The sequence below is a fragment of the Micromonospora sp. RP3T genome, from assembly GCF_003027925.1.
GTDB lineage: Bacteria > Actinomycetota > Actinomycetes > Mycobacteriales > Micromonosporaceae > Micromonospora.
Map to the genome: position 1 here is coordinate 1 of NZ_PYPS01000047.1, position 24,268 is coordinate 24,268.

General features: G+C 67.1%; 14 protein-coding genes and 2 pseudogenes. 7 read left to right on the forward strand and 9 right to left on the reverse strand.

Going from position 1 to position 24,268, the window contains the following annotated elements; genetic code table 11:
* Positions 1-1,740: 1,740 nt before the first annotated feature.
* Genes C8054_RS28120 through C8054_RS31850 form a run of 3 tightly spaced genes read right to left on the reverse strand, consistent with a single transcriptional unit; the run spans position 1,741 to position 4,699 of the window.
* Positions 1,741-2,961 carry a site-specific integrase gene (locus C8054_RS28120; RefSeq protein ID WP_107162120.1) on the reverse strand — a complete coding sequence of 407 codons (1,221 nt, stop codon included), beginning with the start codon at positions 2,959-2,961 and terminating at the stop codon, positions 1,741-1,743.
* Positions 2,961-3,158 carry an excisionase family DNA-binding protein gene (locus C8054_RS32925; protein ID WP_233220221.1) on the reverse strand — a complete coding sequence of 66 codons (198 nt, stop codon included), beginning with the start codon at positions 3,156-3,158 and terminating at the stop codon, positions 2,961-2,963. Before C8054_RS32925 ends, C8054_RS28120 begins: the two co-directional genes overlap by 1 nt.
* Positions 3,155-4,699 (reverse strand): replication initiator, encoded by a 1,545-nt coding sequence (locus C8054_RS31850; RefSeq protein WP_146179995.1) that lies wholly within the window; start codon positions 4,697-4,699, stop codon positions 3,155-3,157. Before C8054_RS31850 ends, C8054_RS32925 begins: the two co-directional genes overlap by 4 nt.
* Before the next feature lie 648 nt (positions 4,700-5,347).
* Between C8054_RS31850 and C8054_RS28135 the strand changes: the two genes are divergently transcribed.
* Positions 5,348-6,109: a hypothetical protein gene (locus C8054_RS28135; RefSeq protein ID WP_107162125.1), complete on the forward strand. Its 762-nt coding sequence runs from the start codon at positions 5,348-5,350 to the stop codon at positions 6,107-6,109.
* A 1,344-nt stretch (positions 6,110-7,453) separates the two neighbouring features.
* Here the strand turns inward: C8054_RS28135 and C8054_RS33390 are convergent.
* From C8054_RS33390 to C8054_RS31855, 3 genes and pseudogenes are all read right to left on the reverse strand, one after another.
* Positions 7,454-7,501 (reverse strand): hypothetical protein, encoded by a 48-nt coding sequence (locus tag C8054_RS33390; RefSeq protein WP_368854616.1) that lies wholly within the window; start codon positions 7,499-7,501, stop codon positions 7,454-7,456.
* A 394-nt stretch (positions 7,502-7,895) separates the two neighbouring features.
* Positions 7,896-8,666, reverse strand: a pseudogene (locus C8054_RS33395) (AAA family ATPase); the annotation flags it as partial.
* Positions 8,667-9,234: 568 nt separating this feature from the next.
* Positions 9,235-10,578, reverse strand: coding sequence for a hypothetical protein (locus tag C8054_RS31855; protein WP_146179996.1), 1,344 nt, complete (start codon positions 10,576-10,578; stop codon positions 9,235-9,237).
* 559 nt (positions 10,579-11,137) lie between these two features.
* On the opposite strand from C8054_RS31855, the pseudogene C8054_RS28150 reads away from it, so the two are divergent.
* Positions 11,138-11,701, forward strand: a pseudogene (locus C8054_RS28150) (NUDIX hydrolase); the annotation flags it as partial.
* A gap of 6 nt (positions 11,702-11,707) precedes the next feature.
* Here C8054_RS28150 and C8054_RS28155 read toward each other — a convergent pair.
* Positions 11,708-13,129, reverse strand: a complete 1,422-nt coding sequence (locus tag C8054_RS28155; RefSeq protein WP_107162131.1) for a helix-turn-helix domain-containing protein — start codon at positions 13,127-13,129, stop codon at positions 11,708-11,710.
* 172 nt (positions 13,130-13,301) lie between these two features.
* On the opposite strand from C8054_RS28155, the gene C8054_RS32405 reads away from it, so the two are divergent.
* Together C8054_RS32405 and C8054_RS28160 are read left to right on the forward strand one after the other, a co-directional pair.
* The gene (locus C8054_RS32405; protein WP_199199955.1) at positions 13,302-13,472 is read left to right on the forward strand and encodes a hypothetical protein; all 171 of its coding nucleotides are present in this window, start codon (positions 13,302-13,304) and stop codon (positions 13,470-13,472) included.
* A gap of 22 nt (positions 13,473-13,494) precedes the next feature.
* Positions 13,495-14,658 carry a helix-turn-helix domain-containing protein gene (locus C8054_RS28160; protein ID WP_255563045.1) on the forward strand — a complete coding sequence of 388 codons (1,164 nt, stop codon included), beginning with the start codon at positions 13,495-13,497 and terminating at the stop codon, positions 14,656-14,658.
* Positions 14,659-15,551: 893 nt separating this feature from the next.
* On the opposite strand, the gene C8054_RS28165 is transcribed toward C8054_RS28160, so the two are convergent.
* Both C8054_RS28165 and C8054_RS28170 read right to left on the reverse strand, forming a co-directional pair.
* Positions 15,552-17,852, reverse strand: coding sequence for a tetratricopeptide repeat protein (locus C8054_RS28165; protein WP_158273902.1), 2,301 nt, complete (start codon positions 17,850-17,852; stop codon positions 15,552-15,554).
* Positions 17,853-17,964: 112 nt separating this feature from the next.
* Entirely contained in the window at positions 17,965-19,119 is a 1,155-nt protein-coding gene (locus tag C8054_RS28170; protein WP_107162135.1) for a class I SAM-dependent methyltransferase, read from the reverse strand.
* Between the two features lie 275 nt (positions 19,120-19,394).
* Here C8054_RS28170 and C8054_RS28175 point away from each other — a divergent pair, with 275 nt between their 5' ends.
* From C8054_RS28175 to C8054_RS28185, 3 genes are read left to right on the forward strand one after another with little or no spacing between them, the layout of a single operon-like run.
* Entirely contained in the window at positions 19,395-19,856 is a 462-nt protein-coding gene (locus C8054_RS28175; protein ID WP_107162137.1) for a DUF2690 domain-containing protein, read from the forward strand.
* 14 nt (positions 19,857-19,870) lie between these two features.
* Positions 19,871-23,746: a GDSL-type esterase/lipase family protein gene (locus C8054_RS28180; RefSeq protein ID WP_146179997.1), complete on the forward strand. Its 3,876-nt coding sequence runs from the start codon at positions 19,871-19,873 to the stop codon at positions 23,744-23,746.
* 22 nt (positions 23,747-23,768) lie between these two features.
* Positions 23,769-24,203: a DUF2690 domain-containing protein gene (locus C8054_RS28185; protein ID WP_107162141.1), complete on the forward strand. Its 435-nt coding sequence runs from the start codon at positions 23,769-23,771 to the stop codon at positions 24,201-24,203.
* The last annotated feature ends 65 nt before the right edge of the window (positions 24,204-24,268 follow it).

Below are 24,268 nucleotides of genomic sequence, written 5' to 3' on the forward strand. Positions count from 1 at the left end.
GTTGAGGTGGGATGCCATCCCGCCAGCCACCGACCCAGGCAAGCCGAGCAGACCAGGGCCAGGGTGACAAGGTCGTACGTCCGGTAGGGCGCTCCACCTTGTCACCCTGGCCCTGGCCCGCTCCACGATGTGTGGGTCGGCGGCAGACGGGATGGCCGAGGTGGGCCGGTGACTTGCCGTAACGGCTCCATTCGGTACTGTCTACGTATGACATGGGTGATCGCCGCCGCTGTGGGGTGTTTCGGGGCGTTCGCCGTTGAGGGCCTGCAGTTTGTTGGGGCCGTTCGTAGATGTAAGGGCTGGCCCTGGAGGCGCCGGGGTGAACCTCCACTGTCACCCTTCTTGGCATCAGTAGCGATTCGCCTCGTGATTAGCGGGGGAGTTGCGGCGATTGCCTTCGAGTCTGGAATGACCACCGAAGCATTCGGGGCCTTCGCTGTAGGCGTGGCAGCGCCATTGCTTGTTGAGCAATTGGCGCGGCAGGCGCCAGCAGTCGCCTCTACTGACGCCGCAAGCCAAGCATTCTCCATCCCGTCCCAGCCAGGGGAGCGGCTTCCCGAAACCGCGCCGGAAAGCGCGAAACCGCGTAGGTCAACGAGGAGGGTAGAGTGAACAGCTTCCTCCATAACCTCATTGCGGCTCTTGCGAGGGATACCCCGGCCTATTCTCTCGGACCAGCAACCTCTGACTCCGCCGGCTACGCCTTGCTGCGAGCGTTGGCTAGACCAGTTCCGCCCCGCATGCTTCCTGAGCGTATCAGCCCTGAAACAGCGTCTGAGGAAAGCGAAAGGGATCGCTCGCTTAAGGTGCCTCGGAAGATCGCTAAGGCGTTCCTAATTGTGGTAGGCGTCGTTTGGGCGCTAGTTATCGGAATAGCTGCGGTTAGAGTAAGTGCAACGATGGCTCTGTCGCTTCTATCGCTTACGGCTTCTTTGGTTGCCCTTGCAGTCTCATTGGCGCGGCGAAGAAGGGACAGGGCGGTAGACTGGATATTCGGCGGCGGCGGGGGTGTCGAATTCGTCAACGAGCTAAAAGTTGAGCAATCGAACGTTGGGTCGACCTCTAATGTCAGTGTCAATTCGCGCGCCGAAGAAGCTCCCCAAGTTGACGACCACATACGCGCGCATTCGGATTCGGATCTGAATGAACTAGCGAATCGTCTAGCTCTCGCTTTGCAGAGGGGCTTGAGTCTGCAGGAGCGAGCTGCTATCGCGGCATTCCAAGAGGCCGGTTTCGAAGTTGAGGTCGAGGGCGTAGATGGTCCAAGTGCATTGAGTAGGGAGTACAGGGAGGCGTTGGCATTCATCCTTAGTGGCGACGTCAATGAAGGCATTAGCATGATCGAGCGAATGAATGAATTTGCACTTGCTGAGGGTGTGCGTCCACCTGTGAGGGTGGTACGCCCCTTTAGGCGACGTGTTTCCTAATGGTCGGCTACCGGCGCGACACGAGGTCCGCCCGAGGCTGTGTCACGAGGGCGGAGACCCGGCGCTACACGTCAGCAAGAAGTCAGCGAGAGGCGCGAGACGGTCCGCTATCAGGCGAGCAGGGGCCGTAGTCGGTGTGCGCGAGACGACACCGGATGCCAAGGAACAGTGCTCAACTTCTTGTGGGATTGACGTTCACACCGAAGAGGTCACTGGTTCGATCCCAGTATCGCCCACGCAGGTCAAAGGCCACTTCCCGGCTTCGGGAGGTGGCCTTTCTGCTGCCCGTACAGCAGCGAAGTACAGCAGTTCGTCATCGCGTCAGGGATTCGCCGAGACGCTTGAGGGCGTCTCTCGTCGCCTGCGAGGACACCTGCGTGTAGATCTCCATCGTCACCGAGAAGCGGGCGTGCCGGAGGATCTGCATGGCCACTCGCGGGTGCACGTCGAGGTCGGCCAGGAGGGTGGCGCAGGTCCGCCGCGCGTCGTGGACGGTGATCGGCTTCGTTGCCGCCTTGTCGCAGCGGGTCTGCCAGGAGCGCTGGAAGTTGCGCGGCTCGATGGGCGTGCCGTAGCGGGTGGTGAACACCAGGTCGTTGTCGTGCCACGCCTTACCGGCGGCTGCCCGTGCCTCGTCGCGCTGCTCGTTCCTCAGCTTGAGTGCGGCCAGGCAGATGTCGGGCAGCGGGAGGGTGGCGTCGGACGCCTGGGTCTTGGTGTCGCGGTGCAGGAGCTTCCCGCGTACGCGTTGCAGTTGCCGCCCGATGGTCAGCTCTCCGGCGTCGAGGTCGACGTCCGCCCAAGTGAGGCCGAGGGCTTCGCCTTTGCGAAGGCCGGTGACGAGGACCAGGGCGTACGCGGCGTAGAGCGGATCGGCGTCGGCGCGGGCGGATTCGAGGAAGCGGCGTGCTTCGTCGCTGGACCAGGACTTGCCCCGTCGGCGGCGGACGGTGGCGAGGGTGACCGGTACGGCCGGGTTGCGGGTGATGAGGTCTTCGGCCTGGGCGTGGGTGAGGGCGGCGCGAAGTGCGGCCCGGATGTCGCTGACCGTGCGCGTCGACGGGACCGCCTGGCAGCACCGGCCGACCGCGCAGCAGCGTCGCTTCTCCTTGCGGCGGGCGGCGTCCTTGCCCTGGGCGCAGCACTGGCAGGTGCGGGCCACCTGGTTCAGCCAGGTCTGCACGTCGCGCGCCTGGAGCCGGTCGAGCCGCTTGGTGCCGAGGCCGGGGGAGAGGTAACGGCGGACGAACGTCTCGTAGGTGGCGTAGGTGAGCGGCGCCCGGTTCGGCTCGATGATCTCGGTCAGCCAGTAGGCGAGGAAGCTGCCCACGGTCGGCACACTGGTCGCCACGGGTCCGGCCTTGGCCTGTTGGTGCAGTTTGATCCACTTGTCGTGGACGGCGTCGCGGGTCTTGCCGTAGACGTACTTGCGGGTGCGCTTCCCGTCCGGCTTGGTGACCCAGACGTACGCGGCGAAGCCGTTGCGGTAGGGGAAGATGGAGCCTTCGCCGTTGGCGCGGGCACGGGCGGGCATCAGGCGGCCTCCTGCCGGTCGATCTGGTCGCGGATGTAGTCGTCGACCCATTCGGGGAGGATGCGGCGGTACTTGCCGTCCTTGATGGAGCGCAGCTCACCGGTGGCGATCTTCATCTTGACCTTGGAGATGCCGAAGCCGAGTAGGACGGCGACCTCGGCGGGGGAGTACCAGCGCGGGGTGAGGGGTCGGGTCACGCCGCCACCCCCGACCACAGCTCGTGGGCGAGTTCCTCCCGGCCGACGCGGCTGCGTTCCCGGTGCTGGGCGGCGGCGGTGTTGGCGAGCAGCGCGTCCCCGTCGGTGAGCCATCCGGAACCGACGAAGGCCAGGGTGCCGACGGTGACGGAGCTGTCATCGGCGCGGCGGTAGGTGGCGCGGGTGTCGCGGAGCAGCCCGAAGGTGACCGAGTACCGGCGAGCCTTGGTGAGGAAGTGACCGCCGTAGCCGAGCATGTGCGCCCACCGTCGCAGCCCGCCGTAGACATCGGGTGTGGTGTCAAGGACACCTTGACGGTCGTCGGCCTGAGCGGCGGTGTCGCTGGTGCGGTGCCGGGTGGGGCGGCCGAGTCGCCAGCAGGCGTCGATGAGCCGGGCTAGGTGGTCGCCCTCCGGGTCGGCGTAGGCGTCGACCGTGCCCGAGGTGAGCCGGGTGGAGCAGTGGCCCGTGACCTCGGTGGCCTTGGTGGCGTACTTGGCCAGGTAGGCGGCCACCCTGGCGTCGGTCACGTCCCCGTCACCGGTGCCGATACGGCGCACGTCCACCTGCTCACCCCAGGCGACCGCCCAACCCTGCGGCCGGTCGGGATGCGGCGCGGTGGCGAAGACGATCTGCCGGGCGGCGGCGTGCACGGCGGCGTCGAGGTCGTCCACGGTGATCCCGGCCGGTGGCGGGACCAGGGCGTGCCGGTCACCGGGGTCGACCCCGTCGAGACGCAGCAGGACGTGGAAGTGCACCGCGCCCCGGCGCTGCATCTCGGCGACCTTCCCGTGCGACACCCGCACCGGCGGCACCCGCCGAACCCGGCCCGAGTCGGTGACGACCTCGACCCTCGGGATGCCGCGCCGGTTGCAGAGGGCGGCGAGCTGGCGTTCGACGGCCTGTTTGGTGCGTCGCCACAGCTCACCGGCGAAGACGTTCCAGACGACCTGGTGATCGTGGTCGTAGCAGTCCAGGCAGAGCGGCCGACCGAGCTGCGGATCGGCGGAGTCGTGACGGACGAAGCAGGCCCCGGGCCGCCCGTGCGGGCAGGTGACGGCGTCACGGCGGGCGTGGCAGGGGGCCGGTCGGCAGTCGCAGCGCCGCCGGTCGGTGCAGGTGTGCCGGGGTAAGTGCCGGTGGTGGACCGGCCCGAACGACGGCGCGGTGAAGGTGGCGAAGACGACCGGGTGCCGGGCCACCGTGGCGGGGACGGTCTTGCCGCCGGTCAGGCCACAGCGGACGACTTGGAAGGCGTCACCGGCGTAGACCCAGGAGCAGTCCGGGCACTGGGCGGCACGCCGGTTGCCGCACGCCTTGTAGAGCACCCGATCGGGCAGCGCGTCGGTGTGCTGCTCGCCCAGGACCCGCCCGGTGTCCCGGTCGACGGCGGTCATGGTGCCGGTCAGCCGGATCGGACGGGCACAACCTCCGGCGGTCCGGGTGTGCTCCAACCAGCCGAAATAGTCGGGGGTGGCGGCCCGGTGCAGGGCCTGGGCGTCACGACCGGCGGCGACGCCGGGACGGTGCAGGGTGGACACGATCTCTCCTCAGGGCGGGTGGCAGGGACGGGCGACGAAACGCCACCGGTGGCCGGAACGCTGTCCGTCGGTGGTGTTCGTGGTGTCTCCTGGCACCGCCGTGGAGGGCGGCTGACGCCGGAGGGCGGGTGTGGCTGACCGCCGTGGGGGTGTGGTCCTTCCGGTTGCCGTGCTGGGTGAGGCCGGAACGGGTGGGGTGCCTGTGAGTCGGTGTCCGGCGGGTTGCCGCAGGCGGACCCCACCCGTCGAGGGAATGCGAATCCGGGCCATCGTGACGGCGGGAAGGCCGTGTTGGGCCACTCAGCGGATTCCGGGCCGACATCGCGGCCAACGTGATCGAGAACCGGCGGGATCTGGCCCGCATCAGCGGCAGGAAGGCCGCTCAGCATCTCCGTGGTCAAGCCCAGCGATCCGGCAGGAAGGCCGCACTGGCGTGCTCGACGACCGCCAGAGTAGCACCGGGTGCCGACGCGTCAACCCGTCGTGAACCTCGGTGCCGAGCGAGGGCGGACCGGCTACCGGCCATGTCGGGTATCAGGATCTCGGTTACAGATCGGTCTCAGGACGTCTGTGACACCTTCGGCTAGACGATCCTGTCCGCTAGGTGGCGTGTGAGAGGCGGCCTGCCGCAGAACTGGAGGGAGCGACGTGGGCGCGAAGACAGCCCTACTGGCGTTCGCCGACGGCGACATCCGTCCGGCGCTGCGCGGCGCGACGCGGTCGGAGCGAGCCGAGACCGAGGCGTTGGTACGACAAGTCCACCCCGGCTACTTGGTCGAACCCGCTGATGACAACACATTGTTCGAAGGCACCTACCCGCCAGATGACTTCATGTACGCCACGGTGCTGGCAGGGGCAGAGCTGTACTGCGACCGACGGCTCATGCTCGATCGCCCGTCTGAGCTACCGGAGCACCTGCGCGAAGCTGGAGCGGGCCGACGAATCATCATCCACGGGATGCACTCGGGCGTGGACTGGCTCGGCTTCGCGGTATGGGAGGACGGCGTGCTGGTCAGATCGCTGAGCCTGTCGCCTGATGGTGGCATCCAGGAGAACATCGGCAAGCCCTACGACTTCGAGTTGCCGTACTGGGCCGGTGAACATCCCGTCGAGCCCGTACCAGGCTGGCACAACCAGGACCCCTACCCGCTGCCGTTTCATCCCCTCGACCTCGGCGAGGAAGCGTTACGTGCGCTGTTTGGTTTCATCATCGAGGGCCGCCCTTCCCCCGACGACATCGACGCTGATGCCGTTCATTTACATGGCTTTCGCGTGACCGACCCGTCCGGCGAGGAACAGGCAGCCCGTGAGGCCGCATACGCGTGGGCACTACAGAACATGGGACCGCCTCGGAGGTACCGCATGGGACCAGACGGAACGATGCACGAGGTCAGCCCCGACAGCTACTGATTCGCCTACCCGCAGGCCAGCACGAGCGTCACGCAGGTCCTGATACCGATCTGTCACGCACGTCCTGAGACCCGACACCGGCTACCGGCCAATGTGGGAGAACTTTCTGTACGTCTATCAAGGCGGCCCGACAAGCGGGCCGCACGCGCCGCCGCCAGGGCGCGTGGCCCGGCCCCTCTGCGTTGCGGCAGGGCCGGACCACGCCGAACGCCCGGCGGCTGGCGCGGACAGCGGGGAGCCCGAGCGGGCCGCAGCAGAACCGCAGGCCGTTGACCGATGAGGGGTTGGGCCGGCAGCCGGCCGGGCCGCGCGGCCACGAGCCCGCGCGGCGTAGGCAAGCGCACGTCGGTCCCGTCGGCGAGCTGGCGGCAGTCGCAGGGTCGCGGTTACTGCGCCTCCGGCGGGGGCGCTCCGGCTCCAGGATGGCCGGGGCTCCGTCGGCGGGTCACGGTCCGTGGGTGGCTGCGGTAGGCCATCCCGCCTGCCACCGACCCGGGCAAGCCGAGCAGACCACCACCCGACCCGCCAGCGTCCGAACCTGCGTCAAGGCCGTCTTGACGTGGCGGGCCGGGCGGAGGCCCGCTCCCCAGGAGGGCGGGTCGATGGCACACGGGATGGCGACGGGCGCACCAGCTTACTCGGCGGCTGGCTTTACAAGAGGCTCCACTGCATTCCGGCCAGGGTGATGAATGGTCGACACCGTAGGCTGGTCATAATCGAAAACAATTTCGGAGAAACCCTGGCGGTACTCGTCCGGCAATTCATTGTCGGCGACAATGAACTGTACTTTGGCCTGATTCGCGTCCGATTGAGTGACAATCCGCCGGTAAAGTGCGGCGGCTAGACTCTCTGCGGTGTTGAGCGCGAGGCGAGGGCTATCAATCATCAGGAAGGCAGGATAGGGCGTATCGCGCTGCCGGAGGGCTACCGATAGGAGTGAGGTCCAGTACGCAACTTGGGTCGCCGTAACAATACCTCCACCCTTACTCACCGTGTCGAACCTCTGCCCGTTAAGAAGTGGCAAATAGTTCGTGCGATGGATACCAGCGGACTTCACACCTGGGATCCCCAGCTCGGTCACGGTCGTCGAGAACTCATCATTGAGGTCGTCGAGAATTTCGCCCCGTCGCGTAGCCATTTGGGCCTCGGCTCTTCCGATGGCCGCTTTGGTTCTATCCCTCTCCTCGCGTTTGCTATCTTCTACCGCCGTCAGATCATTTACTCGGTCCCATTGTCGCAGAACCAGCTCGAGATGCTGCTGTTCTGTGCGGGCGGAGGCAAGGCGGTCGGATGCGTCGGTAAATGCTTGAAGGCGAGGCGTAACCCGTTCAGATGTCCGGAGGTCTAGATCTTCGGAAAGCTTGCGCACCAAGTCCTCCCGATCTTCCACAGCCTGAATCGTCATGCCGACCTGCTGATCAATAATGCCGAGCTGCTCGACCATCTCATCAAGCTGTGCAGCTAGCTGCCTGATCTCATACTGATCTAGGTCCACGTCACCAGTCACAGGGTCTGGCTGTAGGCACAGTCTGCAACTTGAGGCGGGCACGTCCCGTTCCCGAAGAGACTGCATACAACGCGGGCACGCAACAAATTCAATCTCAGCCAGTCTTGCGCCGGCATCTCGCATGCGCATCAACCGGTCGATATCAGTCTGAACGCGGCGGCGCTCTAGCTGGTATTCCCGGTGCTGGCGCGTCAGGGACACGACGTCCGACCGGGCACTTGCAAGGCTGCGCTCCGCTTCTGATAGCAGGTCGCGGAGAACTTGCGTCTCACGGTCGGTGATCGGATCTATCTCTTGAAGTAGAGCGTCACGCTCCGCTTCGGCGGCGGCTTGTTCCGCTTGAGCGGATTCATATGCACGGATGGCCTCCTCCTGGCCTGTCGTGTTACTAGCCTGGAGGAACTCAAGAACCGTCTTCGTCTCTCTTTCAGCGTCTGCAAGTTCGCCTGACAAGGTGTTCAGTTTGGAACGCATTGCGAGGACCTCGGCGTCTGTCAGGCCGAACAAAAGTTCGAAAACCGCCTTTCGCTTAGGGTCCAGATACTGGTCCTTACTGCTTGCAATGTCTCGGTTAATTTCTGACTGAGGAATGTATAGGAAAGAGAAGATGTCGGCGAAGCTGATGCGGGCGCCGGCCTTCGTACTTGCGCCCCGAGCCGCAGCCTTCATGTCGTCGGGCAAGCCAAGGGTTGACATTAAGAGCGAATTGAGGCTTGGCGAACCCCCTGTGACCCGATGATCGGTGAGGCGCTCCTGAAGGACGAGATCGATCACGCGAACAACGTCACGCTTCTCGCTATCGATGCCCCTTGTCAATCGTAACCGAGACTGCCCGATAGTCACGTCGAGGCTGACGTCCTGTACGTATTCGGCCGCTACTGGCGCAATTAGAGCGTTCCCACCGAACCCGAACTTGATCATCTCAAGCAGGGTAGTCTTTCCCACCCCTGTGGGTCCGGCGAGAACTGTCAGATCGGAGGTGAAATCATAATGAACCTCGCCCTCGGTGGTAAAGAGCGTGACGGAATTGAGTCGGAATTTGGTAGTCATCTAATCACCTGTCGATGCGGGCGATCCATGAGATCTGCCAGACGCCCGTAAATGATTTCCTTCAAAGCGTTTCCCGTCAGCCCCGAGGACGCTTCCGCTACGGCGTGGCACCTATCGGCGATCTCGGACCATTGTTCGCTTGCCTGCATTTGGCGGGCGAGATGCTTTCCGGCAGTCGTGGTTGCGAGAGCCACGCTTCCCTTTCTGCCTCGTACATAACGGAGCAACCCTCGGCCCACGAGCGCTCCTATTATGGAGTAATACCTGTCATCCCATGGGCCATACTTGTAGCGGGTCATGGGAGACTCGACGTCTGTGGGGTCGGCTTGGTCTTCAAGAGATAAGTGCAATCGAGGGTCCGCAGTTCGGAGATTCGTCAAGACCTGTGGTGCTAGCGCAGGGTACCGGAGGAGGAAGTCTAGTTTGGCAAGTTTGGTGAGCCCGTCCAGCTTTCGCGCGTGACCTGGCGCAGCACATACTGCATCAACAAGCAGTAGTATGCGCGCCTGGTGGTATGCGAGGTCCTCTCGCAGGAGCGCGAGTTCGAATCCCGCATCGAGGTCAGCCATCATGCGGCACCTCGGCGAGCACGGAGACGGGCGATTTCTTCCTCTACATCAAAGCTGTTGCTAAACCAGATTTGACAGCGGTTGGCAAGGTCAGCAGCCCCGCCGAGGAGAAGATCTTCGTCCAGCTCGCCTGGCAAGGCCTCTACGGGCAGCTTGCTGAGTCGGTCCTGAAACTCCTCCCAGAATCGGCCACCCCAGGCACCGTTGGAGGTCCGTGAACTGCTGGTGGCGGCGTCACTTACCTTTAGCAGGAGGCGACGCAAGCGACTTTGCTCTACCCGGGAAGTTGGCTCATCATTCGTTTTAGACCGCCAGTAGTCCTGATAGTCAATCCGCAACTGCTCGGCTCGCTCAATACTATTGTCGGAGCATCCACCCACCGACATTTTTACGGCTAGCCTCGTAGAGCGTGGGAGTCGCGCGAGCGGGCGGTATCCGTCGGGATAGGCGACTGCTGTCCGTATTGCTACATCGATGTCGGCGAGCGTTACGATCCGGTCGGCTAAGCGACGCTCGGCCTCGGCGGCGGTAGGAGTCTGGCTATCTGCCCGAACTGAAATGACCTCCGGAAGTGCTCCGGTAGGTCTTGGCCCGGCCGCGCGCATCCGCGCCCTGAACAGCGACAGCACGGCCTCCCAAATCGAGTCCGCGGACACTTGTATTCCGAGTCGGATTAATACAGGAGCGACATACATGCTAGGGGCGGCGTAGGCGATGTAGGTTCGCGCGGGTTGTGAGCACTGTAAGGTTAGGCCGGAAAGAAACCTCGCTACCTCGTCCCTATCCTCGCCATTGGGCTCCGGGGCGGGAGAGGTTCCTTCCCTTTTCGACTTGGCTTGGCGTTTGAATACCTCGCGAGCGAAGTTCGTGACTATTTCTGCATGTTCGCCATCAGTGTCTAGCGGTGAGCCCGCGAGCCTTTGTGCCCTCATCGCTTCGGCTGCCGCGAGAAGACCTTGGGCCGGTCCTGGTGCCAGACCGCCGGTCGTTACGAGTCGGCACGCCGGCTTGCCATCCATCGACTTCCAGCGCTCGAAGAGATGTCCGATGCCACCTTCATTGACGAGCGCGTTCATCGTGGTATAGGCGCCGTACGATGTCCCCGGATGTTTTGCTGATACGAGCTCCGCATCCTCCTCATCGAGGGCCGCCCAGTCTTCATGATATTCACATAGGATCCGGCAATCCCGGGGTGCGAGTACACCGTTCTCGCTGAGATTGTCTAGGTACAGTCGAAGGCCGTCGGCGGACGCCATGGCCGCCTGCCAGTCGAACTGGTCGTAGGTGCGGGCTCCGGCGTCATCGGTAGGCTTGGTTGTCACGACAAGACCCGCTGCGGTCACGCCGGTTACCTCTGAGACCAAGGCGGCACCTGCTCTAGTCGTTCGGGCTGGATGCACTGCTCGCCGAGGAAGCGTCTCCTCGGCGAATCACCTACTGTGGCCCACCCAATGCGACCAGGTGACCGTTTGTCGTGTAGCCGACAGACCAGAGCTGGCTATGCCGAGCCTGGAGTCGGAGCCTATGACGGCCAACACGGACTCGGGCGGCGGCGTACAGCTCCCGGGATCCGGCGGGACGAATGACCACGATGACGAGAGACGCCGCGACGCGCGCGCACCCGCAGAGTATGCCGGCAGAGTCAGCCGGCGTGCGGCCCGTATCAGCCGACAGGATCGCAGCGGGGGGTAGCTGTCGACAGCAACGGCGACAGCAACCGGCCAGGACGAGGACGGTCGGCAGCGGCCGGACGCGGACAACCGTCCGAGGTCGCGAAGGCGGTCAGACGACTTCGGACGGTCCGCACAGAGCTTACAAGCGAGGGGTCGGGTGGCCGGGTAGTGCGGGAAGCAGGTGCTACCTGTCGAGCATGGTGAGGGGGCGCGTGCGGATACTGGCGGGATGGTGGAGAAGCAGTCGACGGAGTTGACCCGGTGGACCATTCACGGCGAGCGGGTCGTGGATGACACCAGGCGGGCGCGGCTGAGCATCGCCGAGGTCGAGCTGCCTGACGGGGTCCGCTTTGAGCAGTACGTGATCCGGGCTCCCCGGTCGGCCATGGTGGCCGTCCTCGACCACCAGGAGCGACTGCTGTTGATGCGACGGCACCGGTTCGTCTTCGACCGGTGGGTGTGGGAACTGCCCGGCGGCTATGTCGATGGCGAGGAGGAGCCGGCCGCGTGTGCGGTGCGGGAGGTCGAGGAGGAAACCGGTTGGCGCCCTGTGGGGGTCGAGCCGTTGCTGTCCTTCCAGCCATGGGTTGGTACTGCCGACGCCGAGAATCTGCTGTTCCTGGCCCGGCAGGCCGAGCACATCGGCACGCCGGTGGACGTGAACGAGGCTGAGCAGGTCGCCTGGATTCCGCTAGAAGAGGCGTACCGGCTTGCGACTCAGGGCGAGATCGTGGGTGCCGGCACTGTAATCGCGGTGCTGGAGCTGGTCGCGCGGAAGGCCAGGGGAGAGCTGCGACGGTTAGCGCCGTGGGCCGAGGGTGGCGTCGACGCGACCGGTGAAGTGCCGAACCGTGGGTAGCCGCCGGCGTGGGGCGAGATGGGTTTGCAGCTCGCGCAGGTAGCGGACCGCTCTGGCGGAGCGTAACTGGGTGGTCAGGCTGAGCGCCTCCGCACCGGTGGTGCAGGCCCGCTCGACTTCGCCCTGCTGGGCATGGATGTTGGCGAGCAGGGCGAGGTTGAAGGCTCTGCCGCGTACGTAGCGGTTGTCCATGCGCAGGGATCGGGCGGCGAAGCGTTCGGCGTGGGTGTTGCGGCCGAGGGCGTGGAAGCAGTGGCCGAACTTGGCCGACAGGTATGCCTCGTCGAAGTAGCTGAGCCATTGCGGTTCGGTGCTGCGGTCGGCCCGGTCGAGGGCTTGTTCCGCCTGGTGCAGGGCGGCGGCGCAGGCTCGTTCGTTACGGGCCTTGGCCAGGGCGTGAGCTTCCATGACGTGGGCTTCGGCGGCCAGGACGGGGACCCCGGCGCGGCGGGCGGCTTGGCCGGCGGCGCGGGCGAGGTCGAGGCCGGTGGTGGTGTGGCCGAGGTAGGTGGCCTGGTGGCTCATCGCGGCGAGGATCTCCGCGCCGAGGCCGTTGTCACCGGCGGCGTGGGCGAAGTCCAGGGCGAGGGTGAGGTACCGCTGGGCGATGCCGTGTTCGGCTGTGTCGTACGCCTGCCATCCGGCGAGTTGGGCCAGTTCGGCTGCGGCGCTGAGCAGCCGTTGACCGGTGCGATGGTCGTATCGGCCGTCGATGAGCAGTGGGGTCACCTCCTGGTGGAGGTAGCGGGCCACGGTGTCGCGGGCGTGTCCGCCGCCGTACTGGTTGTCCAGCCCGCGGTAGGTCGCGGTCATCGCGCGAATGGTGTCAATCTGCGGTTGACCGACGGTATTGCGGCCGGGCTGGGTCACCGGGGCCGGATCGGGGGCCGTGAACCAGCGTAACGCCGGCAGGGTGTAGCCGGCGGAAGTGAAGGCCACCTGCCGGAGTACGTCTCGACGGTTCACGTCACCTCGCCAAAGCTCTGTGGCACTGCGTACGTCGTCTTGCCAGGTCCGGTTGGCCGGTGGCTGGCTGGGCCGGCCGGAGGTGAGCCCGGCCGGTGCGGGCGGCAGTGTGGCCTGTCGGGGTGCCAGGCCCATCGCGATTCGCGCCTGGTCGGGCATCCGGCATCCGTCGGCGATCCGCTCCAGGACGTCGATCGAGTTGACCTTGCGTCCGGCCATGATCCGGCTGACGTAGCCCTGCTCCAGCCCGACGGCGGCTCCGATCCGGCTCTGACTCGCGCCAGTGAAGCTGGTGATCCAGCGGAACAGTCCGCCGACGTCGCGGGCGGCCAGGGCGGTCAGCACCTCGCCGTGTGACCATGCGTCCTCTGGTATTCGAAGCGGATCGAGCGGCACGGCGGCTCCCAGCGTCGCATTCCGACTACCCGTGGTGTTCGAGACACGAGCGTATGGCGGCCATTCGCGCTGGTCGAGTCGTCCCATGTCACGGTGACATGTCCGCTGGCCATGGGCCCGGTCCCTGGCCTTCCGTAGCTTCTCCGCCACCTGGGGTGACGGGAGGCGAGACATGGCGGGTAAGCGCGACAAGTCGGCGGTGAGCCGGGGCGAGCAGATCCAGGAGGCCGAGCGGGAGGCGGCGAAGCAGCGGCTTCTCGCCCAGGCGGAGGCGGATCGGATTCCGGTGGAGGAGACCACCCGGGCGGTGCCGGATCGGTGGTGGCGTCGTGGGCAGCGTTGAGGTGTTGCCGGTGGGGCGGCGGGTGGCGTATTGGCGGGGTCGGCGGAGGTTGTCGCAGCAGGTGTTCGCCGACCGGCTCGGTAAGTCGAAGAGTTGGGTGGACAAGGTCGAGCGCGGCGTGCGGCGGCTGGACAAGCTGTCGACGCTTCAGGAGATCGCCCGTGTGCTCCGCGTCGATACCGCTGCCCTTGTCGGCCAGGACGCCCCACCGGTCCAGGCCAAGGGTCGCGGCGACGGGGTCGACCGGATCAGAGCAGCGTTGTCCCGCTACGAAATCCCGTTGGACAGGCTGGCAGGCCGCCCGGTGGTGCCGGTGGATCGGATGCTGCGGGATGTGGGATACGCGTGGACCACCTTCCAGTACGCCCGCTATCCGCAGGTGGTCGACTTGGTGCCGGACCTGCTCATCAACGCCCAGCGTACTTATGTTGACGATCGGGGCTCGGGTCGGTTGCCGCTGGTCGAGGCGTACCGGGTCACCGCCGCTCTGCTGGTCAAGCTCGGTGACGCCGAGCTGGCGTGGCTGGCCGTGGATCGGGCAATGCTGGCCGCCACCGGCGACCGGGATCTGGTAGCCGGCGCAGCCGTCCAGCTCGGTCAGGTGTTGCGCGCGCTCGGTCGGGCGCGGGAGGCGAGGTCGGTGATGCTCAGTGCCGCGTACCGGATCGCTCCATCTGTGATCGAGTACGGCGCACCGGGGGAGTTGTCTCTGTGCGGGACGCTGCTCATCCAGGCCGGTCAGGCGGCGGCGCAGGACGGTGACGAGTCCGCCGCCGGTGAACTGCTCGACGAGGCCGCCGGTATGGCTGAGCAGGTCGGTGACGGGTGCGACCATCACCGCACCGGGTTCGGGCCCACCGCCGTTGACCTGGCCCGCGCCGCAGTGGCCGTCGAGGTCGGCGACGCTCGTGCGGCGATCGCCCGGCACGAGAAGGCCACGGCGCGTTCCGGCTGGCGGTGGCTACCCGCCGAACACCGTGCCGCGCACCTGCTCGACGTCGCCCGCGCCCACCTACACGCCGGGGACGTGGGCAACGCGGCTCGCCTGCTGACCGAGGCCGAGCGCACCGCGCCGGCCGAGATCATGTATCGGCCCGTCGCCCGGGACATCCTCGCCGAGATTACCCGCGACCCGTGCGCCCCGACCACGATCGCCAAGCTTGCTGCCACGCTCGGGGTCGGCTGAGCAGCGATACACGCGGACAAGAAGTACAGCAGCGAAGTACAGCAACCATGCCGGCCGAACCGAGCCGAGAAGCGCCTCATCAGGCTGGTTGACCTCGCATCGAGCCCGATCCGACCCGCTCGCCGAGAGTTCACACCGAAGAGGTCACTGGTTCGATCCCAGTATCGCCCACCTTGGATGTATGCAGGTCAAAAGTCCGTCGCCGGAACCGCCGGTAACGGGCTTTTGCCTTTTGGCCCCTTAAATTGGGAGCAGATTGGGAGCACCGCCCACTGGCTCACGATCCTGACCTCGGGAAACTCGGCTCTTCTCTACGCCCTGGCAACATGCTCGTCGATGCCTGTCAACGACGTCATGGCGGCGCAGCCGGTCGGCGACAGTTCCATTTGTCCAATCGGTCGATCACCGTCTCCTCCTACGGTCGGCCTAGCTCGGTTGGGCATCCCGGTCGTGTCGTCCACGATGGTCCCTCAGCTGTACCCCACGCGGGGCGGAGCCGCGGGGCCGACAGCTGCGGCGCGGGATCGACTCCGACGGCGAACAGTAGAGCTTGCCGTGTGTCAACGAGTTGGATGCCCGCCGAGGGCCGGTACCCGGGCCAGGGGCCCCACCGCCGCAGCGGCCCTGGCGAGGACGATCGAGCTGCGGCGGTGCGCCGTCGTCCGACTCTCGTCGTGCTGCGCCGCTGATTAGCGGCGTGGCGCCGGGCACTGTCGATGTCGATGCGTTCCCGCACGTCCGAGTCCGCGCAGCGTCCTGCGGACGGAAAGTCGTCGAGTGATTGCCGGCTCGGCGCAGACGGAGCCTCCTGGCGGTGTGCAGGCACGGTTCTACCGATCGCTGTTCATTCAGCCGCAGGCGTAAGACTTGCCGCAGTGCGAACGTGCTCCTGTTCAGCCGGTTCGCTGGTCTACGGCTGCGGCACCGTGCCGCAGCACGGCGAGTCTTCGCGCCGCGCGCCGGGTGTCCGGATGCTGAGGGCCGAGGGTCTTCTCACGCCCGTCCAGGGTCGCTTGATGCAAGGTTGCCGCCTCAGAGATCCGGCCGACGGCCTCGTAGGCGACCGCTAGGTTCGACATCGAGTGCAGCGTATCCGGGTGCTCCGGCCCGAGGATGCGGGTACGGATGGCGAGGGTCGACTCGTGCAGCGCGATCGCGTCGACGTGCTGGCCGACCGCCTGGTAGCCGCCCGCCAGGTTGTTGCACGACTGGAGAGTGTCGGGGTGGTCGTCGCCGAGGGTGCGCCGACGAGCGGTGAGGGTCCGCTCGTACAGCGTGATCGCCTCCGCGTGGCGGCCCACAGCGCGGTAGCAGCCAGCCAGGTTGTTGCAGGACTGGAGGGTGTCGGGGTGGTCCGGCCCGAGGACACGGCGCCGGACGGCCAGGGTCTCCTCGCTAAGGGCTATGGCCTCCTCGTGCCGGCCCATTTCCCGGTAGCCGACCGCGATGTTGCTCGCGTTCTGCAGCGTGTCCGGGTGTTCGACACCCAGTATGCGCCGGCGAGCGGCCAGGGTGGCCTCACCGATGCCGAGGCACTCGGCGTAACGGCCGATGGACCAGTAGCCGCCGCCGAGGCCGTACCACGAGGTGAGGGTGTCGGGGTGCTCCGGGCCGAGGTGGCAGTCGCGGATCGCCAAGGATTGTTCGAACAGGTACACGGCAGTGCGGTAGCGGCCCTGGCCGCGGTGGTAGATGGCGCAGCGGTCGAACAAGGCGGCTGCGGTCAGCAGCAGCCCAGTGTCCTGGCGGAGCGCGTCGATGGTGGTGAGATGTTCGGCGAGCGCTTCGATGTGCGGTGTCAACCGCGACCACTGTCGCCAGCCGGGCACGGAGGTTTCCGGGTCACCGTCAGGTGTCGCAGCGATGATCGCGGTCGCGGCCGCCAGGGCGTGCTCCGGGCCGGTGTGGCTGGCGCGAGTCATGGTTTGGACGAGCCGGTGCACGGCGATCCCGGACGCTTTCCGGCTCACCATGCTGTAGGACGCGACGAGCGCGATCGTATCCTCGACGTCCCACGGGTCGGTGTCCGGCGTGTGGAGCAGATCCAGGGAAATTTCATCGGGTGCCAGGTACGCGACCAGGTCGAGGAGCCGGCCGGCGGAGGGATCTTCATCGGTGAGCGTCTCCACGGTGACGTGCCAGGTGCGGGCGACCGGATGGTCGTATCCGTAGAGTCGGTTGTGTGTTTCGAGGACGCGCAGTGGCCGACGGGCAAGCCGGGCCCGGTAGTCGGCGAGCGAGACGGTCGGGCGTTCGAGCAGGTAGGCCGCAGCCTGCCGGAGCGCCAGCGGGAGATCGCCCATGTCCGAGGCCAGTCCGGTGGCGTCGGCTGGTTCAGCGGTACGCCCGGACCAGCGCCTCAGTAGATCGACGCTGGCGGGGCGGGTCAGAGGGCCGAGCGGCAGGGATGTGAGGCGGAGTGCGACCCAGTCGACGTCCCGGCGGCTGGTCACGAGTATCCGGCCATCCTTGGCGGCAGCCGCCAGGGTTTCGATGGTCGCCAGGTCGTTGACGTTGTCGAGGACGACCAGCCAGTCGGCGTGGGAGGCGAGCCACTGGGTGGCCCAGTCCGCGGCGTCGGACACTCCGGCCGTGGCCGGCCATCCTGGGTTGAGCGCCCGGGTGAGGGCCGCCAGACCCGCGGCCAGGTTGTCGCCGGTGTCGGCGGTGATCCACCAGGTCAACGTGAAGCGGTCCCGCGCTGTGTGCGTGAACTGCAGCGCCAACTCCGTCTTGCCGACGCCGCCGAGCCCGTGCAGGACGATGCCGAGTGACGAGCCGTCACTGGCTGGCTCCGGGTGCAAGTGCGCCCTCAGGAAGGCGAGTTCCGTGTCGCGTCCGCAGAAGATCGGTACCGGTGGTCGGGGCAGGTTCGCCAGTCCGGACACGGGGTCGGTGCGGGTGGCGGGTTCGGGCAGCGCTGTGCCGTCCCGTAGGTCCCGCAAGTGCTCCCAGGTGGACAGGAAGTCGTCGGGGTCGCCCCCGCAACAGGTGACGTACGCGGTGACGGTGTCCCAGGTCGGCAACTGTGTTCCACTGGCAGCGCCGGCGAGCGCGGTCTGAGAGCGCCCGGACCGGCGGGCCATCGCCGCGTACGTCGGGTTGCCCGCCGCGGTGCGCAGGTGCCGCAGTCGGGCCGCGAATGCGTGCAGGGGGTCGCGTTCCGGGTTGAGGGGACGCTCGGGTCGTGGCACGGCACACCTCCTGCTGTACTGGTACGGATTGCCTTGTTGAGGTGAGTGAAAACCGTCGTGAAGGCCCGATCCCTGAACGGCTTTCGTGCGTGGGTGACGATCGTCATCCGAATCAGGCCGGTGCGTAGCGCAGCGACCAGCGGTAAGCCTGGAGCAGCCCTGTATCGAACCCGACGCTCGATCCCCACAGGAAGATCCGGAAACGTCGATACAGCGGCTCGCCCCAGCGAGCGACGATCTCATCCCGCTGCGCATCCAACCGTTGTGCCCAGGAGCGGCAGGTCAGGTGATAGTTGTGCCGGTCGTCCTCGAGGTTGAGCAGTTCGAAAGGCGAGCGGGCCAGCTGCCGCAGGTACGAGTGCAGCAGCAGCGGTGCCGAGTTCCCGGGGTAGATGTGCTTCTTGAAGAAGGTGGATAGGTGCTGCTTGCGACGCATTGCGAGGGCATCGAGGTAAACCCGACCGCCGGGACGCAACAGGCGGGCGTACGCGCGGAGGGTGGCCCGATAGTCGGGCAGGTGTTCGGTGACGCCCATATTCACGATCGCGTCAAACGGCCTGGCGGCGGTGTAACGCAGGAGATGTTCCCGTACCACGGTGACCGGCAGACCCTCCCGAGCGAACAGCCGGGTGAGGAATCGCTCGGACTCGGCGGCCAGCGTGACAGTTGTCACGTTCACCCTCCGCCGCGCCGCGTGCTCCGCAAACGCGCCCCACCCACCGCCGACATCCAGCACACGATCACCGGGACCGACCTGGATAGCGTCCAGGGCGAGGTTCAGCTTCCGGGTCACGGCGTCCTCGAGCGGCTCGTCGTCATGCGCGAACACTCCCTCCGTGTAGCAGCGGTGCCGGGTGTCCAGGAAGGTCAGGAAGAACTCCGACTCCTCGTCGTAGTGCCGGGAAATCGACCGTCGGTCATGGTCGTGGCGCCCGTGCAGCAGGGCGGGGGCCCAGCGCGCGACGAAGGCGACCGGGTGCACGTCGGAGAAGAACCGCCGCATCGTCAGGGCGCTGGCCAGGTCGCCCTCAACGTCGAGGTGTCCGTGCAGGTAGGCCAGCGCGACCTGGAGTTGGTCGAGTGAGCGCAGCGCCCGGTGGCCGACGTCGTCACGGATCACCAAGCTGAACCTGGAAGGCGCGGTCGCGGTGGCCCCGAAGGTGTGAGTGACGCCGCCGCGGGTCACGATCTCAAACGGAACCGGCTCCCGGTCTCGGAAGTACCTTTCGTACCGTCGGGCGACTACATCGATCAGCGCCTTGCTCATCTGGTCATGCTCCCACGCTCGTCCCGCCCAGCACAGCTACCGCCCAGGCGGGGACTCTCCACATCTGACGGTGACCCATCACGGTCTGTCGATCGACGACGGAGAGAGGGGGCGGTCCGACGGATTCGCTCAGACGAGAGCGAGCGCTCGCCGTCGTGGCGGGCGGTAGATCGCCGCCCGGCCTGGACAACCGGGGCGGCGCAGAAACTGGCCATGCGAACCGGTTTCACCGGCTCGGATCCCATCATCGATCCACGTCTGGCAAGGAGTCCGCCATGCGAACACGCATCCACACACTCGTCGTCGCCACCCTGATCGCCTTCGCCGGCACCTCCGTCGCGTCTGCCGCCCCGGCCCAGGCCGCGTACTGCGACGGAGCCGGATGCTTCGGCAAGAACCCCGAGGGCAACTGCACCGGCGGCATCGTCGACGACCTGCTCAGTCGCGAGTACAAGGTGGATCAGAAGGCTAGCTTTCGAATCACCCTGCGCTACTCGCGCGTCTGTCGCGCCGGCTGGATGCGGCTGACCGTCTACCCAGGCATCGGCAGTCAGAGCTACTCCGGGTCGGCGTGGAACCCGAACGGCCCAAGCGTCGGCTTCGCCGGCCACCTCGCTCCGAACACCTGGACGTACATGATCGACGCCACCCCCGGTCACAGCGTCTGTGGTGGCACCCACCTGAGCATCGACGGCGTCTACAAGGGCTGGTACGACCCGGGCTGCGTGACCCGATGAGGACCCATGGGCTGTTGAGGACGACCGCCTCGCTGCTGGCGCTGGCCTTGGCCATTCCCATGGGCCACTCGCCAGTCGACGCAGCGTCCGCGCCGGCGCCCACTACGCCCGGCTCGGCGGCGGTACGGCCCGAACCGCCCCGCATTGCTCCCGCCGATCGCGACCGTCTGCTGCCCAAGGGGTGGGCCGCCAGCAGCGATCGGATCCTGCTCACCACAGGCGACGCCGCCGGACTGCACGTACTCTCCGCCGGCATGCGCGACGGATACACCTGGCGGACGGTCGCCACGCTGGCCGAACCCGGCTTCGACGCTGACCAGTGGATCGGCAACATGTGCGTCACCGGCTCCGGTCGGCGGGCCGTCGTGACCTACGCGCCCCGCACCTTTACCAACTCCGGCGACCTGTTCGACCGCGGCGGATTCACCGCCGTGCTCGATCTGCGCACCGGCGCGGTAACTAAGCTGCCGGTCAGATCCACTCTCGCGTACTTCAGCCCGGGCTGTGGTGCCGGCGAGACCGCAGTGCTTACCTCGCTGCGGGCCTCGGCCACCGGACCTGTCCAGACCCGGCTCGCCACGGTCGACGCGGCCCGCTCGCGCGTCACCGCCCAGCACGTCCTCGACGGCGAGCTCACCTCGGCGGTGCCCGTCCGCGACGGCATCGTGGCCGCCCACGGATCAGCCCTGGTCCTACTCACCGCCACCAGGTCGGGTTCGGGCATGCGACGCGCTGGCCTGATACGCGCCACCAACGTGCCGTTCAACCTGGCCGCCGATGGGCCGGACGCCGTCGTCTACGCCGACCGGGCCGGCAGTCGGGTCCGGCTGTCCCGCGCGGCGGCGCACCCTGGCCCGGCCGCTGCCACCCTCGCCGTCGGCCGCCTCGGTCAGCTCGGCACGGCTACCCCGGTCGGTGGTCGGGTCTTCCTCACCGGCCGGCCCGATCACGTCGGAAGGCTCCCCGTCAGCATCCGTGCGGTAGCGACCGCACGGGACGCGGTCCTGTCTTCCACCGGGCAGCTCGCTGTCACCGGCGTGGTACGCGCCGACCAGCCAGACCCCCGGACCCCCATCGCAGACCCGGTCGGGTCCCGGCGCATCCGCATCGACGGCACCGTCGTGCCCACGGCCCGGGCCGTGCGCTTCGGCGTCACCCCCGCTGGCGAGTCCGCGACCGGCCGGACCACGAGCCCCGTCCTCGCCAGCGACGGGCGGCGGCAGGGAATCGCCAGCGCCTCGAGCACCGACCCGGTCGAGGACGACCGGACCTGCTCGGTGCCCCGCAACGATGCCCGCACCCAGGTCTACCAGCCCACCCCGAGGCAGGTCGAGTGGGCCACCGACCAGGCAGTCACCGGGAACCTGACGATGACCCGGCCGGCCGACTGGCGGCGATCGAATCTGCCTGCCTGGTCCCCGCAGGGGATGTTCCCGCGGCCCGCGCTGGCCGGCGGCGGCCGGGTGCCGGCGCAGTTGATGCTCGGCATCCTCACACAGGAAAGCAACCTGTGGCAGGCGTCCCCCGTGGCCCTGCCGGGAGTCACCGCCAACCCTCTCATCGGCAACTACTACGGCCGGCGGATCTACGACGACAACGACACCGACGACTGGGACATCCACTGGGACGACGCCGACTGCGGGTACGGGGTCGCCCAGGTCACCGACGGGATGCGCCGCAGCGGCCACGCCCGCGAGGGCGAGATCCTGCTGGACCCGGTGAAGCAGCGGGCTGTCGCGCTCGACTACGCCACCAACATCGCCGCCGGACTCCAGATTCTCGTCGGAAAATGGAACCAGACCCGGCAGGCCGGAATGATCGTCAACAACGGCGACCCCTCCGCCCTGGAGAACTGGTTCTTCGCCCTCTGGGCATACAACACAGGGTTCTACCCCCAAGGCGCTTCAGGGCAGCCGTGGGGCGTGGGCTGGGCCAACAACCCCGCCAACCCCCGCTACCCCGCCGACCGGCTGCCCTTCCTCGAGTACGGCTACGGCGACGCGGCCCGGCCGCAGCGCTGGCCGTACCCGGAAAAGGTCCTCGGCTGGGCCGGCCACCCGATCGAGTCGGTGGTCGCCCCGGACACGCTGATCGCCGGCTACCGGCCCGCCTGGTGGACCAGCACCGCGAACCGAGAGACGGTCAAGCCGCCCGTGGACCAGTTCTGCGACGCCAGCAACGACTGCCACCCGGGCAGCGTCTTCGAACCCGGCGCCCCGGACGTCGTCGGCGAGCCCGCCGGGCCCTGCGCGCACCGCGACACCGCCGGGCGCTATGACCTGCGCTGTTGGTTCCACACCGGCACAACCTGGAAAGACTGCGCAGCCGGGGAGTGCGGATTCGAGCTGCTCCGCTTCGACGAAAGCTATCCCGAGCAGCCGGACGGCACCAGCTACTCGCCGAAGTGCGACCTGGCCGGGCTGCCGGCCGGGGCCTTGGTCATCGACGACGTTCCCGACTCCGTGCCGAGTGTTCGCCCGGGATGCGGACACCCGTGGACCAGCCAGGGCACGTTCTCCCTGGCGTTCGCCGGCGACGCCAACGGCACGTACCCCTCGAAGGTCGACTTCCATCAGGTTGGCGGCGGTTTCGGCGGACACTTCTGGTTTGGCCACACCCGCCGGTCAGACATGGCGAACAACGAGGGCAACAGGATGGCGATCACTGGTACCTGGACGCTGAACCGCCGCGTCGACGGATGGGCCCGGGTCATGGTGCATCTACCCGACCACGGCGCCCACACCCAGCAGGCCCGCTACGACATCGAGCTCGGTAATGGGACCAGGAGCCGGGTCATTCTCCAACGCACCATGCGGCATCGCTGGGTGTCGCTCGGCGCCTTCCCGTTCGCCGGGACGCCCCAGATCCGGCTCGGCAGCGCCACCAGGGACGGCGACGGCAGCGAGGACATCGCCTTCGACGCCGTCGCAATCCAGCCCTTGCCAGGGAAGCCACGCAACGTCGTGGTGTCACTCGGCGACTCTTACGCTTCGGGCGAGGGCGCCTCGGCGACGGGCGGCACGGACTACTACCCGGAGACCGACAACAACGGCGACGACCCCGACATCCGTAACGCCTGCCACCGGTCCCGATTCGCCTGGTCCCGCCAGGCCGTTCTCCCCGATGACACCGGCCGGTCCGTGGGCACACGCGCCGACAGCTGGGACCCGCAGCTCGACCACCACCTACTCGCCTGCTCGGGCGCGAGGACGGTCAACCTGCTGCCCGGCCACGACGGTGGCCAGGGACAGTACGGGGAGGTCTCCCAGCTCGACCGAGGGTTCCTGGATGAGTACACCACCCTGGTCACCCTCTCGATCGGCGGCAATGACGCCAGGTTCGGCGACATTGTGAAGGAGTGTCTATACAAAGCAGGCATCTACTCCTGTCCGGACGCGAAGCTCGACGGTGACGACGAGACCGTGGCGGTGGCCACCGCGCGGCGGATTGCCGGCCCTGTCGAGGACGACGTCGTCCGTGTGCTCAAGAAGATCGCCGAGAAGGCCCCGAACGCCAGGATCGTGCTGATGGGTTATCCGCAGCTGCTGGATGACCTGGGCAGTTGCCTGGACCCGGTGATTGACCCGTACGAGGCGGCCTGGCTCGACCACGCCGGCCTGCTGTTGAACAACCACCTCGACGAGGCGGTGCAGCGCGCCCAGCCCGCCCAGCCCCGGATCTGGTTCTCCGATCCAACCGACGAGTTTGCCGGCAAGGCACTCTGCGGCGACCCGGAGAGCATCCACCGGGTTGTCATGGACAAGACCCCGGGCGACGAATCCGGCCTTCTCGCGCCCTCCGCCCAGTCCTTTCATCCCACTACCTCCGGCGCCGCGCTCTACGCCACCGCGCTCACCACCACCCTGGCGTCCCTGCCTCCGCTGCCCTGACCCGCCAACCGAAAGGACCGCCATGACCCGCGTGATCCGTTGCGCCCTCGTCCTCCTGCTCATCGTCGCTGGCGGCGTCGCCGGCACTGCCAGCCCTTCCTGGGCCCGGTGCTACAGCTCCACCTGCACCGGTCAGGACCCGGTCGTGCAGGGCTGCGGCGCCGATGCCAGCACCATCGACACGATCTGGGTCGGCTACCAGGTCAACCTGCGCTACTCCGACGCCTGCCACGCGGCCTGGGCGCAGGCCAAGGGGACGGCCAGCAGCCGCTACGCCGCCTCCATCGAGGGATACGCCAGCCGCACAAGCACCACGCCGCTGGTGATCCACCACACCGGAACTCCTTCACCGGAGGGCTCGTACAGCCTCATGATCGGGTACACCTACTGGGTGCAGGCTTGCCAGATCTACCTGGCATCCGGCTGGAGCACGCAGGGCTGCACCGGCCGGCACTGATCCCCGAACCCACAGCAGCCCGAGGAAGCCGGTGGCGTGGCAACATCCGCCGCGTCACCGGCGCC